9 protein-coding genes and 1 riboswitch are annotated in these 15,014 nt (G+C 70.4%); of the genes, 7 read left to right on the top strand and 2 right to left on the bottom strand.

Going from position 1 to position 15,014, the window contains the following annotated elements; genetic code table 11:
* Positions 1–51 precede the first annotated feature (51 nt).
* Together recQ and ACP7AS_RS03445 are read left to right on the top strand one after the other, a co-directional pair.
* Complete coding sequence (recQ, locus tag ACP7AS_RS03450) at positions 52–1,923, top strand: DNA helicase RecQ (protein ID WP_426027439.1); 1,872 nt, start codon at positions 52–54, stop codon at positions 1,921–1,923.
* Positions 1,924–1,999: 76 nt separating this feature from the next.
* Complete coding sequence (locus tag ACP7AS_RS03445) at positions 2,000–2,893, top strand: aldo/keto reductase (protein WP_426027438.1); 894 nt, start codon at positions 2,000–2,002, stop codon at positions 2,891–2,893.
* Here the strand turns inward: ACP7AS_RS03445 and ACP7AS_RS03440 are convergent.
* Complete coding sequence (locus ACP7AS_RS03440) at positions 2,877–4,697, bottom strand: TonB-dependent receptor plug domain-containing protein (protein WP_426027437.1); 1,821 nt, start codon at positions 4,695–4,697, stop codon at positions 2,877–2,879. The two genes, ACP7AS_RS03445 and ACP7AS_RS03440, sit on opposite strands and share 17 nt — an antisense overlap.
* 165 nt (positions 4,698–4,862) lie before the next feature.
* Positions 4,863–5,045, bottom strand: a riboswitch (cobalamin riboswitch).
* 81 nt (positions 5,046–5,126) lie between these two features.
* On the opposite strand from ACP7AS_RS03440, the gene mutS reads away from it, so the two are divergent.
* Genes mutS through ACP7AS_RS03415 form a run of 5 tightly spaced genes read left to right on the top strand, consistent with a single transcriptional unit; the run spans position 5,127 to position 13,663 of the window.
* On the top strand, positions 5,127–7,820 hold the full coding sequence (gene mutS / locus ACP7AS_RS03435; protein ID WP_426027436.1) for a DNA mismatch repair protein MutS: 2,694 nt from the start codon (positions 5,127–5,129) through the stop codon (positions 7,818–7,820).
* Complete coding sequence (glnD, locus tag ACP7AS_RS03430) at positions 7,817–10,507, top strand: [protein-PII] uridylyltransferase (protein WP_426027435.1); 2,691 nt, start codon at positions 7,817–7,819, stop codon at positions 10,505–10,507. Before mutS ends, glnD begins: the two co-directional genes overlap by 4 nt.
* Before the next feature lie 32 nt (positions 10,508–10,539).
* A complete protein-coding gene (gene murJ, locus ACP7AS_RS03425; protein WP_426027434.1) occupies positions 10,540–12,147 on the top strand; it encodes a murein biosynthesis integral membrane protein MurJ in 1,608 nt (535 codons plus the stop codon).
* Positions 12,147–13,205, top strand: a complete 1,059-nt coding sequence (gene trpS, locus ACP7AS_RS03420) for a tryptophan--tRNA ligase (protein ID WP_426027433.1) — start codon at positions 12,147–12,149, stop codon at positions 13,203–13,205. The genes murJ and trpS overlap by 1 nt, the downstream gene beginning before the upstream one ends.
* A complete protein-coding gene (locus ACP7AS_RS03415; protein ID WP_426027432.1) occupies positions 13,205–13,663 on the top strand; it encodes a hypothetical protein in 459 nt (152 codons plus the stop codon). The genes trpS and ACP7AS_RS03415 overlap by 1 nt, the downstream gene beginning before the upstream one ends.
* Here the strand turns inward: ACP7AS_RS03415 and ACP7AS_RS03410 are convergent.
* Entirely contained in the window at positions 13,660–15,006 is a 1,347-nt protein-coding gene (locus tag ACP7AS_RS03410) for an RsmB/NOP family class I SAM-dependent RNA methyltransferase (protein ID WP_426027508.1), read from the bottom strand. The two genes, ACP7AS_RS03415 and ACP7AS_RS03410, sit on opposite strands and share 4 nt — an antisense overlap.
* Positions 15,007–15,014: the final 8 nt, after the last annotated feature.

Below are 15,014 nucleotides of genomic sequence, written 5' to 3'. Positions count from 1 at the left end.
GCGCGATCCGGCACCGCTGACACAGGCGAACAAATCAGGCACAAGGCCGCGATGTTCGCCGACTCGATCCTGACCGTTCCGCCCGCGCCGACGCTTGCCGACGCCCGCGCGACGCTGGAGCGGGTCTGGGGTCACGGCGACTTTCGCGGCCTGCAGTCCGAGGTCGTCACCGAAATCCTCGCCGGCCGCGATGTGCTGGCGGTGCTGCCGACCGGCGGCGGCAAGTCGGTCTGCTACCAGATCCCGGCCATGCTGCGCCCCGGCCTCGGCCTGGTCGTCTCTCCGCTGATCGCCCTGATGACCGATCAGGTCGAGGCGCTGAAACAGCAGGGCGTGGCCGCCGCCCGGCTCGATTCCGGCGTCTCCATGGACGATCGCTCGGCCATCTGGCGTCAGGCGAAGGCGGGCGAACTGGACCTGCTCTATGTCTCGCCGGAAGGCCTGGCCCAGCCGCATCTGATCGACCGGCTACACGACCTGCCGCTGAGCCTGATCGCCATCGACGAGGCCCACTGCGTCTCCCAGTGGGGCCACGACTTCCGCCCTGACTATCGCACGCTCGGTCGCCTGGCCGAGATCTTCCCCGGCGTGCCGCGGATCGCCGTGACCGCCACCGCCGACGCCCGCACCCGCGACGACATCGTCCGCTCGCTGAGGCTGGAGGGAGCGAAAGTCATCGTCGACAGCTTCGCCCGTCCGAATCTGCAGCTCTCGGCCGTGCGCAAGGAAAACGCCTCGCGGGCCAAAACCGACGCCGCCGTCATCGATCTGGTCAGGGCGCGGCGCGGCAAGTCGGGCGTCGTCTATTGCGGCTCGCGCGACGGCTGCGAGCGCGTCGCTGACGCCCTGAAGATCGCCGGGACCAACGCCATCGCCTATCACGCAGGGATGGACGCCCGCGACCGTGACCAACGGCTGGAACGCTTCCTGGCCGAAGACGGGGCCGTCATGGTCGCGACCATCGCCTTCGGCATGGGGGTCGACAAGGCCGACGTCCGCTTCGTCATTCACGCCGATCCGCCCGGCTCGCTCGAGGCCTACTGGCAGGAGATCGGTCGCGCCGGCCGCGACGGAGAGCCGGCCGAAGGGATCACCCTCTACGGTCCCTCCGACATCGCCTGGACCCTGAAACGGCTCGACGGTCGCCCCATGGCCGAGGAGGTCAAGGCGGTGCAGGTCCGCAAGGCGCGCCAGCTGTTCGCCATGCTGGACGGCGCCACCTGCCGCCCCCAGACCGTGCGCCGCTATTTCGGCGAGACCGAAGCCCGACCATGCGGCGTCTGCGACATCTGCCTCGACCCGCCTGCCGTCTTCGACGCCACGGTCCACGCCCAGAAAGCGCTGGCCGCGGTGCAGCGTCTGGGCGAACGCTTCGGCAAGACCCGCGTCATCGACCATCTGCTGGGCAAGACGAAGGAGGTCCAGCCATGGGAGACGGCCCTCTCGACGTGGGGCATCGGCACCGACATCGCCCTGCACACCCTGCGCGATGTGGTCGATCACCTGATGTTCGAGGGACTTCTGGTCGAAGACCCTAACGACGGCAAACCGCTGGTCCGGATCGGTGACCCCGAGGCCGTCCGCGCCGTCTATCGTGGCGAACGCGCCGTCGAGGTGCGCCTGACCCCCGCCCGCGTGGTCGGGTCGAAGGAGCGCGTCCGCACCGGACGCAACGCCGCGCTGGAAACCATGGACGCCGACGTCCGCGCCCGCTTCGAGACACTCCGCGCCTGGCGCCGCGACCGCGCCGCCGAACAGCGCGTGCCGCCCTATGTGATTTTCCAGGACAAGACCCTGCTGGAAATCGCCCTCGCCGAGCCGGGAAATCTCGAGACGCTCGGTCATATCTCGGGCGTGGGCCAGACCAAGCTGGACCGTTACGGCAAGGGCGTTCTGGCCGCCCTGGCCGGGGCTGTGGATTGAAACCGGCGTTCGCCTGGTAAGGTTCGCGCAAGGTCTTGGAAGGAGGGCCTTAAACTTTCGCCGTCACAGTCGCCCTGTGATCCCAAGCCGCGCCCAGACTCCGGTCGACAAACTCGCTCTGGCCGTCGTGCATGAGCCGGAGCGCGCCATTCCCGCGCCCGCTGGAGCACGGGAAGAATCGCTGCGTTTCCTGCTTCAGACCGCCGCGGATTCCGGCGTGACCCGCATCGCCACCCGGCCGGACGGCGACGGCGAACGCTGGCTGGGTCAGGCCTGGCCGTTTCCCTCGCCCTTCCAGGTCTCGGTCCGCACCCTGCCGGTCAGCGACGGCGTCGACCGGGTCGAGGCCCGCGCCCGCCGGTCGCTGGAGCGCCTCGGCCTGCCACGCGGCGACGCCCTGCTGATCTCCAATGCCTGTGACCTGGCCGGCACCGAGGGCCGGGCCCTGTGGGACAGGCTTCTGGCCCTGAAGGATCGCGGCCTGTTCCGCCGCATCGGCTTCTGCGCCACGGTCGAGGACGGACCGGCCCTGCTGGCCCGCCGCTTCCAGCCCGACATCGTCCAGCTCAAATGCAATCTTCTGGACCAGCGCGCCCAGCACGCCGGCGTCCTGTCCGAACTGGCCGCCCTGGACGTCGCCGTCCATGCCTCGTCCATCTTCGCCGACGGCCTGCTGTTCATGAACAGCGAGGCCCTGCCTGTCGAGATGCACCGCCACGCCCCGACCCTGTCGCGCATTCGTCGCCGGCTGGCCGAGGCGCGCGTCGATCCGATGCAGGCCACCCTGGCCTATGCACTCGGCTTGCCCGAAGTCTCGGCCGTGGTCGCCAGCGTCGCCTCGGCCGCCGAACTGCGCGCGGTCATCGCCGCCACCCACGCCCCGGCCCCGGACCTCGACTGGGCCGCCCTGCAGCTGGAGCCGGCGACGGCGAGCGCCGCCGGCCCGCTTCGCATCAGTAGCGCAGCCTGATCCCGACGGAACCCGACCGCCCCGGCTCGCCATAGCCCAGCACCTGCTGATAGCGCTCGTCCGCCAGATTCTCGATCCGCGCCGTCAGCGTGACGGCGTCCGTAACGTCCCAGGCGGCGTTCAGGTTGGCCGTGAAGAAGCCGTCCCGCGTTCCACCCGAGTCGGGCATGTCGCCCTCCGCCCGGACCGTCAGGGCGCCCGACCAGCGACCGCCGGTCCAGCCGAGGGTCGCCGAACCCGCGTGTTCCGGCACGCGCAGGATGGCGGCGCCGGTCGTTTCATTGACGGCGTCGGTCCAGGCGTACGAGGCGCTGAAGTCAAAGCCTGAGCCCAGCACGGCCCGGCCTTCGAGTTCGACCCCGTCCGTCCGGGTCTCGGCGATGTTGACGTAGTAGAATTCGAAGGTCCCGAAATCGAAGAAGCCGTCGATCTGGTCCTCGACCTCAAGCCGGTACAGGGTCGCGCGACCCTCGAAACGGCCGTCGGCCGACCGCCAGCCCAGGGCGATCTCGCCGCCCTTCGCATATTCGGGAACCAGCGGCGCGGCCGCCGTGCCCGGCAGGATGAAGCAGAAGTCGCACACCGCCTGGCTGACGCTGGGCGTCTTGAAACCGGTCCCGAACGCGCCCGACAGGGTCAGGCCGCCATCCAGCCGATACGCGGCCGAAATCCGACCGGTCGTCTCGCCGCCGAAGTCGTCGGTCGAGTCGTGGCGCAGGCCGAAATTCAGCATGAGCCGGTGCGACGGCTCCCAGCGCAGCGTTCCGAAGGCTGAATCGACGCCAAGGCCCGCGCTGTAGCCGTTCAGGAACGCGTCGGTCTCCTCTCGCTCGATCCCGAAGGCGTAGATCACCGGGCCGGTCCCGCGACTGTCGGCCTGCCAGCGCCACAGGCGGTGCTCGCCCTCATAGGTCGAAGGGAAGGCGCTGTCGGTGACCCGCTCGATGTCCGAAGCGGCGACGGTGACGCGGTGATCGAGGCCCAGCAGGTCGGTGATCGCCAGTCGGACGAAACCCGAGCGGTCGGTGGTGTCAGTCGTGTCCAGTGAGTCGACCGGGCCGAAATCGTCGAGCTCGGCGAAACGGTCGGCATGACGGAAGCGGCCGTCGATCTCGATGCGGGTGTTCAGGGCATAGCGCCCGTTCAGTCCCCAGGCGGTGGTCTCGAATCCATCGGCCTCGGTCCCGCTCGCCGCGGCCGATATGCCCTCGCTCTCATAGCGTGAGACGAAGGCGCCGAGGGCGTAGCGGTCTCCTGCCCGGCCGATCTGAAGCCGGCCGCGACGCGTATCGAACGATCCGGCTTCAAGCCCGGCGCGCAGCCCATTCAGTTCGCGGCTGGTGAAGGCGATGACGCCGCCGATGGCGTCCGAGCCCCACAGGGAGGACTGCGGCCCGCTGAGCGTTTCGATGCGATCGACGTCGGTCAGGTCGAAGCCCGCGAAGTCGAAACCGCCGGCCGGCTGGGACGGATCATTCACTGGGACGCCGTCGACGAGGACCAGCGACTTGTCCTGGCTGGCGCCGCGAATCCGCACCGAGGTCACGCCGCCGAGGCCCGCGCGATAGACGGACAGGCCCGGCACGTCGCCGAGAATGTCAGCCGCGAAGACGGCCCCCCGCTGGTCGATCGTCGCCCGGTCGATGACCCGGGCTCCCGGCGTGTCGGCGGCGATCGCCGGCAGGCGGGTGGCGGTGATGACCACTTCGGGCAGCACCGCATCGGGGTCGCCCGGCGTCTGGGCCCAGGCGGACAAGGGACAAAACACGGCGGCGGCCGTGGCGTAGAGGATGGATCGCGTCATGCGCGGATCTCCGTCGGCCCCGCGCTGGCGCTGCGCGGCGGCAGGTGAAAGCGACCGACCCGGCCCTGAAACAGGGCACGGCGCTGGGGTCGGGTCGCTTCGACGGAACAGCTTCCGCGCAAACGGAAGGGTTGGCCCCACGCCTCTGTCTGGTCCCGGACAGCGGACGAGCGACGTCGGCGGCCAGGTCTCCTGGCTTGCGGGTCAAAAACCGCCGTCCACGCCTTCCCGGTTGCCCAGTGGCGCCGGAAGCGAACTTCCGGATCGGACGACAATCTCGCCGCCTACAGTTGCGGGCACAGCCGCGGTCTCTGACCGCGTTCCCTTAACCGCCTGAGGTATGTGTCGCAGTGCGGCCCGGCATACACAAGCCGCTTGAGCCAAGACGCTTGAGGCGCGGCCCGCAATCCTTCACCTTGCGCCCCTTCCATGAACGCCCCCCTCGTCCACCCTCCGAAAGCCGACGCGGTCCCGTCCAGCGAGGGGACCACGCCCGTCATGGCGCAATTCCTGGCGGCCAAGGCCAGCCAGCCCGATGCCATCGTCTTCTTCCGCATGGGCGACTTCTACGAACTGTTCTTCAAGGACGCCGAGATCGCCTCCAGGGCCCTCGGCATCACCCTGACCAAACGGGGCAAGCACCAGGGCGAGGACATCCCCATGGCCGGGGTGCCGGTGCATGCGCTGGACGGTTATCTGGCGCGGCTGATCCGCCAGGGGTTCAAGGCGGCCATCTGCGAACAGCTGGAAGCGCCGGCCGAGGCCCGCAAGCGCGGTTCCAAGGCCGTGGTTCACCGCGACATCGTCCGCGTCGTCACCCCCGGAACCCTGACCGAGGACAGCCTGCTGGACGCCCGCGGGGCCAACCGGCTGGCTGCCGTCTCGGTGCGCAAGGGCCGCGCGGCGGTGGCCGTGGTCGAGCTGTCGGGCGGCTCGGTCGACGCCGTCGCCTGTTCGCTGGAAGACCTCGGCGCGACCCTGGCCTCGTTCCGGCCGTCCGAAGTGCTGGTGCCCGACCGTCTGTTTTCGGACGCGGCGACCAAGGATGCGCTCGATGGTTCGGGCGGGGTGGTCCAGGCGCTGCCGCAGGCACTGGCCGAGCCCGTGGGGGCCCGTGCCCGGGTCGAGCGGCTGTACGGCGTGGCCTCGCTGGACGGCTTCGGAGCCTTCGAGGAGGCCGAGGTCTCGGCGCTGGGCCTGATCGCCGCCTATCTGGAAACCACCCAGGCCGGAAAGATCCCCGCCCTGTCGCCGCCCCGGCGTTCGGGTGACAGCGGCTTCCTCGCCATCGACCCGGCAACCCGGCTCAGCCTCGAGATCGACCGCACCCAGCGCGGCGAGCGGGAGGGCTCGCTGCTGGCCTGTATCGACCGCACCGTCACCTCGGGCGGGGCGCGGGCCCTGGCCGAACGGATCGCCCGCCCGCTGCGTGATCCGGCCGCCATCAATCATGGCCTCGACGCCGTCGAATGGCTGGTGGAGCGGCGCGACCTGCGCCGCGACCTGCGCGACGGCCTGCGCGCCTCGTCCGACATTGCCCGCGCGACCTCCCGGCTGGTGCTGGGCCGGGGCGGGCCGCGCGACCTCGCCGCCGTCCGCACGGGCCTGTCGATCGCCGAGGGCATCGCGGGGCTGTTCCCGCCCGCCCGCGATCCCCTGACCGGCCTCCCGGCCCGGATCGTCGCCGCGCTGGACCGGCTGACCCTGTCGCCCGATCTGGGGCGGCTGCTGGTCGATCTGGCCGAGGGTCTGGTGGCCGAGCCCCCGCACCTGGCCCGCGACGGCGGCTTCGTCTCGCCCGGCTACCGGCCCGAGCTGGAAGAGGCCCGCCGCCTGCGCGACGACAGCCGCCGCGTCGTCGCCGACCTCGAGGCCCGCGCCGTGGCCGAGGCCGGGGTCCCGTTCAAGATCCGCCACAACGCCGTGCTCGGCTATTTCCTCGAGACCAGCGCCAAGGCTGCCGAACCGTTGTTGCGGCCGAGCGGAGAAAGCCCCTTCATCCACCGCCAGACGCTGGCGAACCAGGTCCGCTTCACCACCGTCGAACTGTCCGAGCTGGACGCGAAGATCAGCCAGGCCGGGCATCGGGCGCTGGCGATCGAGGGCGAGACCTTCGAGGGCTGGCGGGCCATAGTGCAGTCGCTGGCCCGACCGCTTCAGGCTGTAGCCGAGGCCCTGGCGGAGCTGGACGCCCACGCCGCCCTCGCGGAATGGGCCGAGGAAGTGGGGGCCGTCCGCCCCGCGGTCGACGACACCACCTGTTTCGAGGTCATGGCCGGCCGCCACCCCGTGGTCGAGGCGGCGGTGAAGGCGCACGGCGATCCCTATACGCCCAACAACTGCACTCTGGACGGGTCGGGCGCGGCGGCCTCGCGCCTGTCGATCGTCACCGGGCCGAACATGGCCGGCAAGTCGACCTTCCTGCGCCAGAACGCCCTGCTGGTCGTGCTGGCCCAGGCCGGGGCCTTCGTGCCCGCCCGGTCGATGCGGCTGGGTGTGGTCGACCGGCTGTTCTCCAGGGTCGGGGCCGGCGACGATCTGGCCCGGGGCCGTTCCACCTTCATGACCGAGATGGTCGAGACCGCCGCCATCCTGACCCAGGCCACCGAACGCTCGTTCGTTGTGCTGGACGAAATCGGCCGCGGCACCGCCACATACGACGGCCTCGCCATCGCCTGGGCTGTGGCAGAGGCCCTGCACGACCGCAACCGCGCCCGCACCCTGTTCGCCACCCACTATCACGAGCTGGCGGGCCTCGAGTCCCGGCTGGCCCACGTCTGCAATCTGTCGATGACGGCGCGGGAGTGGAACGGTGACCTGGTCTTCCTGCACGAGGCCGCGCCCGGCGCTGCCGACCGCAGCTATGGCGTCCAGGTCGCCAGATTGGCCGGCGTGCCCGCCGCCGTCGTCAGCCGCGCCCGCGAGGTGCTGGACCGGCTGGAGGGCGAGAAACGCGCGACCGTCAGCCTGGACGATCTGCCGCTGTTCGCGGTCGCCGAACCGCCGCCTCCGCCGCGGTCGTCCGCCGTCGAGGATGCGCTTCAGGCCATCGAACCCGATGAACTGTCCCCCCGCGAGGCGCTGGAGGCCCTGTACCGGCTGAAGGGTCTGGGCCGGCGGTGACCCCCGCCCTCGACGACCGGTTGATCGAGGCGGCGTCCGCCCCCGATGTGCGCAAGGCGGTGGCCGCCATCCTCCACGAGAGCTTCGACGCCGCCCGGGCGAAGGCCTCTCGCCGCCTTGAATCAGGCGGTGAGGGCGTCGAGGTGGCCCGGCTTTATTCCGCCGCCGCCGACGAACTGCTGACGGCCCTGTGGCGGTTCACCACCGGGACCCTCTATCCCGCCCCCAATCCGACCGAGGCCGAGCGACTCAGCCTGCTCGCCGTCGGGGGTTATGGCCGCGGCGTGCTGGCCCCCTTCTCGGATCTGGACCTGCTGTTCCTGCGGTCGTGGAAATCCAACCCGCGTACCGAACAGGTGACGGAATTCATGCTCTACGTCCTGTGGGATCTGGGCGTGAAGGTCGGTCAGTCAGCGCGTTCGGTCGACGAATGCCTGGCCCTGGCCAGATCCGACATGACCGTGCGGACCGCCCTGCTGGAGGCGCGTCCCCTGGCGGGCGACGACCGGCTGACCGACGACTTCATCGTCCGCTTCCGCGCCTTTGTGACCAAGGCGGACCCGCGCCCCTTCATCGCGGCCAAGCTGGAAGAGCGCGATCTGCGTCATCAGAAATCCGGGGCTGTCCGTTATCGCGTCGAGCCCAACGTCAAGGACGGCAAGGGCGGTCTGCGCGACCTCAACACCCTGTTCTGGATCGCCCGCTCGCTGGCCCCCGAGAGTCCGCTGGGCGCGCGGGTCCTCGACGACCTTTTGACCGCCCGCGAACGCCGGACCTTCGAGGAAGCCTTCGACTTCCTGTGGCGAACCCGGGCGCATCTGCATCTGACCGCTGGCCGTCCCGAGGAAAAGCTGACCTTCGACTTCCAGCCCGAGGTCGCGCGCCGCATGGGCTGGCGCGGGCGCGGCGACGAGCCGGCGGTCGAACGCTTCATGCGCCGCTATTTCCTTGTCGCCCGCGATGTGGGTGCCCTGACCCGCGCCATGTCAGCCAAGCTGGAGGCGCGACAGCAGAAGCCGACCCTGAGCCTGTCGCGCCTGATCCCGGGGCGCAAACGCAGGCTGGGCGTCGAGGGCTTCATCGAGGACGCCGGCCGACTGTCGGTCACCGGCCCCGAGGTCTTCGCCGCCGCGCCCGAAAAGCTGCTGATGCTGTTTCGCACGGCGGATGAGCACGATCTGGACCTGCACCCCGACGCCTTCTCGGCGGTCAGCCGGTCGCTGTCGCTGGTCACGCCGTCGCTGCGCCGCGACCCGGAGGCCACGCGCGCCTTCCTCGACGTCCTGGCTCACGGCCAGCGCCCCTATCGCGTCCTGACCCTGATGAACGAGACCGGCCTGCTGGGCCGGTTCCTGCCCGAATGGGGCCGGATCGTCGGCCAGACACAGTTCAACATGTACCACGCCTATACGGTCGATGAGCACACCCTGCAGGCGATCGGCATCATCAATGACATCTGGCGCGGCAAGCTGAAGGCCGACCACCCGGCCTCGACCGAGATCGTCCACCGCATCGACGATTTCGAGGCCCTGATGCTGGCCATGCTGCTGCATGACGTCGGCAAGGGCGGCGACCGCGGTCAACTGGACGACGGAGCCATCTCCGCGCGCCGCGCCTGTGACCGGCTTGGCCTCGATCCACGCCGGACCGAGTTCGTCGTCTGGCTGGTGCGCAACCATCTGGCCCTCAGCGACTATGCCCAGAAGCGCGACGTGTCCGACCCGGCGACGGTCCGCGCCTTCACCAAACTGGTCGGCGACCCGGAACGGCTGAGAACCCTCCTGATCCTGACCGTGGCCGACATCCGCGCCGTCGGCCCGGGGGTCTGGAACGCCTGGAAGGGCGGGCTGATCCGCGCCCTGTACTATCGGACCGAAGGCGTGTTCCGGGGCGAGGATGTCACCCACGCCGATCCGGTGGACGACTATCCCGATCTGGTCGCCCGCGCCCGCACGGACGGAGCCGCCGCCGAAGCCGTCAGCATCGCGGGAAGCGCCGGGGACGAACGCGCCGCGACCCGGGTGGCGGTGGCGGCCCGCGACCGGCCGGGTCTGTTCGTTGATCTGGCCGACGCCCTCGCCGCCGCCGGGGCCGATGTCGTCGGGGCGCGCGTCGCCACCGCCGGAGACGGGACGGCGCTGGATGTCTTCGAGCTCCAGGACGGCGGCGGCGCGCCCTACGGCCAGGCCGAGCCCCGCCGTCTGACGGTCCTGATCAAGGCGCTGGTTGCCGCGGCGCGCGGCGGCGTGCCGATCGCGCCCGCCCCGATCGCCGCGCCCAATCCGCGCCGCGCCGCCTTCGACGTGCGGCCGACCGCCATGGTCGATCTGGACGAGAGTCCCACCGCGGCCGTCGTCGAGGTGTCGGGTGCCGACCGCCCCGGTCTGCTCGCCGATCTGGCGCGGGCCCTTGCGATCCACCGCCTGTCGATCCGTTCGGCCCACATCGCCGGCTTTGGCGAACGGGCGGTCGACAGCTTCTACGTGACGGATTCGGCGGGCCACAAGCCGAAGCCGGGCCCGAAACTGGACTCCCTGCGCGCCGATCTGGAGCGGGTCCTCGACTTCACCGGGCACGCCGGTCATCGCGTCTCGGCGCCCGTTCGCGCCAGCCTGCGTGACGTCTCCGAAGTCGGCCGCCGCCGATCCGCGCAAGAGCCGGTATCGCGCGCGCCGGAACCACGCTAAGCGCTGGGCCGGATCCTGTTTTCGAGCACTGCATGAGCCTGGCCCGCAACACTCTCGTGCAAGCGACCCTGACGCTGGGCAGCCGCATCCTCGGGTTTGCCCGCGACATGGCCCTGGCGGCCCGCTTCGGTCAGGGACCGATGATGGACGCCTTCACCACGGCGCTGATGTTGCCCAACATGTTCCGCCGACTGTTCGCCGAGGGGGCCTTCGCCCAGGCCTTCGTGCCCGTCTATGGCGGTGTCCGCGCGCGTGAGGGGGAAGAGGCGGCGGCCGTCACGGCGTCGGAAGCCATGTCCTTCATGCTGGCCGTGGTCGCGGGCTTCTGTGTCGTGCTTCAGGTCCTGATGCCCTGGATCATGCCATGGCTGCTGTCCGCCTACCGCCATCAGGCCGGGGTCATGTCGGTGGCGGTGACCGCGACCCAGCTGGCCATGCCCTATCTGGCCTGCATGACCGTGGCCTCCCTGCTGTCGGGAGTGCTGAACACAGCCGGCAAATTTGCCCTGTCGGCCGGGGTGCCGGTGTTCCTAAACCTCTGTACCCTGACGCCGCTGCTGGCCGCCTATGTCGTGCCGGCCAGACAGCCGACCGTATTGCTCTGGGTCACAGCCGCCGTCACCGTCTCGGGCTTCCTGCAGGCCGGACTGCTGTGGTGGGGCGTCCGCCGGCTCGGTGTGACCCTGAAACTGTCGTGGCCGCGCCTCACGCCCAATGTGAAGCGGGCCCTCGCCCTCGCCGTGCCCGGCGCGCTCGCCGGCGGGGCGATGCAGGTCAACTCCCTGGTCAGCCAGGTGCTGGCCGGGTCCGATGAAGGGGCCCGCTCGGTGATCTACAACGCCGACCGGCTGTACCAGCTTCCGCTGGGTCTGATCGGCGTCGCCATCGGCCTGGCGCTCGTCCCGCGCCTGACCCGGGCTTTCGTCTCGGGCGACCACGAGGGCGGCCGCCGCACCCTCGATGACGGCATCACCCTGGCCATGGCCTTTACCCTGCCGGCCGCCGTGGCCCTGTTCGTCATCCCCTTCTTCATCATCGATGCGACGGTAACCCGCGGGGCCTTCACCAGCCTCGACGCCGCCCGCACCGCCGATGTGCTGCGCCAGTTCGCCTGGGGCGTGCCCGCCTTCGTGCTGGCCAAGGTGCTGACCCCGCCCTTCTTCGCCCGCGAGGACACCCGCCGGCCGATGATCTATGCCGTGGCCGCGGTGATCTTCACGGTCGTGGTCGGGGCCGGCCTGTTCTTCTGGCTGTCCAGCATCGGCGTCGACGGGGTGCTGGGTCTGGCGGTCGCCACCAGCCTGTCGGCGTGGATCAACGTCTCCCTGCTGGCGGGCACCCTGATACGCGAGGACGCCTGGCGGCCGTCGCCGGCCTTCCTGTCGCGCCTGTCCCGCGTGCTGGCGGCCAGCGCAGTCATGGCAGGCCTGCTGGTGCTGGCCGGGATCAGCTACCCGGCCCTGAGCCGTCTTCTGCTGGCCAAGGAAATCGCCGTCGTCGTCGTTGTCGGCGTCGGAGCCCTTGTCTACGCCGCCTGCATCGTGCTTTTCCGCGCCGTCAGCGTCTCCGAACTGAAGGCGACGCTGAAGCGTGAACCCGGTGCCTCCGACAAGAGCGTGCCGCCGACCGGACTGGATTGATGACCGACGCCTCCCCCGAAGACGCCCCTGAAACTGTCCCCGCCTACCAGGGCCCGCGCCGCGTTCTCAGCGGCATCCAGGCCTCGGGTGCCCTGCATCTCGGGAACTACCTCGGGGCCCTGAAACGGTTCACCCAACTTCAGGACACGGGCGCGCCCTGCTTCCTGTTCGTCGCCGACCTGCACGCCATCACCGTCTGGCAGGACCCGGACAAGCTGACCGCCCAGACGCGCGAGATCGCCGCCGCCTATCTGGCCTCCGGCCTCGACCCGGCGCGCTCGATCATCTGGCCCCAGTCGGCGGTGCGGGCGCATTCCGAACTGGCCTGGATCCTGAACTGCGTCGCCCGGCTCGGCTGGCTGGACCGCATGACCCAGTTCAAGGAGAAGTCGGGCAAGCACAAGGAGCGCTCGTCCGTCGGCCTCTACACCTACCCGGTGCTCCAGGCCGCTGACATCCTGCTGTACAAGGCCACCGAGGTGCCGACCGGCGAAGACCAGAAGCAGCATCTGGAGCTGACGCGCGACATCGCCCAGAAGTTCAATACCGACTTCAAGGTGCCCGGCTTCTTCCCCCTGCCGGAACCCCTGACGCAGGGACCGGCACCCCGGGTCATGAGCCTGCGCGACGGCGCGGCCAAGATGTCGAAGTCCGATCCGTCGGACCAGTCACGCATCAATCTGACCGACGACGCGGACTCCATCGTCGCCAAGATCCGCAAGGCCCGCACCGACCCCGACGCCCTGCCCGAAACGCTCGAGGGACTGGAAGGCCGGGCGGAGGCGAAGAACCTCGTCACCATCTATGCCGCGCTGGCCGACATGAGCCGCGAGGCGGTGCTGGCCCAGTTCGCCGGCCAGGGCTTCGGTGCCTTCAAACCGGCGCTGGCGGACCTCGCCGTCGCCTCCATGGCCCCGGTGACAGCCGAAATGCGGCGGCTGATGGACGACCCGACCGAGATTGATAGAGTGCTCAAGGACGGGGCCGAGCGCGCCGCCGCCCTCGCAGATCCGGTGGTGAACGAGGTCAAGAAGATCGTCGGCTTCTGGAGGGGATAATGCTGGAGCTGATCCTGACGCTCGTCGCCGGGCCTCTTGTACAGGACGCAACGACCGAAGCACCGACGTCCGCCCGAAGCGGAGACCTGACCGTGTCGCAAGGAGGCATGATGGCCTGGCGGGCAAACAGCGGGCTCGGCGGCCAGGTGACGGTTCTGGTCGATAACGCCGGCTCCGGAACGGATCGGATCCTGTCTGTAACCACGCCTTCCGGGACGGTCGGCGACGTCGGTGTCTACCCGGTCGTCAACGGCCGCGGCGAACGCGCGCCGGAGGGCGATCTGTCGATCCGCTCCGGCCGGACGGGGGTGCTGGCCCAGCTGACCGATCTCGCCTCGGGCGTGCCGGCTCCGGTGCTGACCACGGTCACCATCACCTTCGAACAGGCCGGCGAGGTCACGATTCAGGCCATGCCGGCCTCACCGGCACCACCGGCACCACCACCGCCGCCGCGTTAGCCGATCCGGTCCAGCCGGGCGATGAAGAACCCGTCGACGCCGCCCTTTTCCGCCCACATCGAGGGCAGGATGCGCAGCCAGCCCTCGGGCGTCGGCGCGGCGTCCGGCGCGCCGATCTCGGCCGGAACGGCCGGTGCCGTCCGGAAGGCCGGGTTGCGGCGCAGGAAGGCGATGATCTGGGTCTCGCCCTCCTCGCGTTCCAGCGAACAGACGCAATAGACCAGCCGTCCGCCCGGCTTTACGCGCCCGGCGGCGGCGTCCAGAAGGCGGTGCTGCACATCGGCCAGCTTGGCCACGTCGGCGGGTTTGGTGGCGCGCAGGACTTCCGGATTGCGCCGGAAGGTGCCGGTGGCCGTGCACGGCGCGTCGAGCAGGACGGCGTCGAAGGTCCGCGCGTCATCCCAGTCCTCGGCGGGGGTCGCGACCACTTCGGCGCTGAGGCCGGTGCGGGCCAGGTTCTCGGTCAGCCGCTGCAGCCTGACCGCCGACCGGTCCAGCGCCACGACGTGGGCTCCGGAGGCGGCCAGCTGCAGCGTCTTGCCGCCCGGGGCCGCACACAGATCAATGATTGTTTCGCCGGCCCTGGGCGCCAGCAGACGGCCCGGCACGGCGGCGGCCGCGTCCTGGACCCACCACACGCCGTCATCGAAGCCCGGCCAGCTCGCCACGTCGCCGCGCCGCCCGGTGCGAACCGAGCCGCCCGGCAGGACCTCGCCCTCGACGGCCTCGGCCACGGCGGCGGGATCGACCCCGGGTTTGACGCTGAGGTCCGTGCCCGGCTCCTCGCGCGCGGCCAGGGCCAGACCGACGAGCGCCGCCTCGCCGTAGGCGGCTCGCCAGCGGGCCGCCAGCCATTCGGGCAGATTGCTCTCGGCCGTGGTCAGGCCGGGTCCTTCCCGGTCGATGCCGCGCAGCACGGCATTGACCAGATTCTTGTAGGGCCGCGTCTTGACCTCGCGCTCAGCCAGTTTCACCGCCGTCGACACCGCCGCGAAGGCCGGCGTCTCGAGGATCAGCATCTGGGCCAGGGCCACGCGCAGGATGGTGCGCACGGCCAGAGGCGGCCCCTTCTGCAGCTTGCGGTCAAGAATCTGGTCGATCTCGCCCAGCCGGCGCAGGGCGGCCATGGCCACAGCGCGGGCGAAGGCCCGGTCCGGTCCCGGCAGGCTGGAGATTTCGCGGAACGACAGGGCGGCGTCCAGCCCGCCCCGACCCTCAAGGGCGGCGTTCAGCAGCACGCCCGCCGCGATCCGCGCCTCGACGCCGATGTCGACGCTGTCGTCCACGATCTCAACCCTGGGGGCGCGCGGCGGTCGGGTTCCGGCCCGCGCCTTGTCGGCCATGCGGCGGC

It is taken from the genome of Brevundimonas sp. TWP2-3-4b2 (assembly GCF_049897345.1).
Lineage (GTDB): Bacteria > Pseudomonadota > Alphaproteobacteria > Caulobacterales > Caulobacteraceae > Brevundimonas.
Note: the sequence above shows the minus strand (reverse complement) of the source record. Positions and strands in the feature narration are given on the sequence as shown.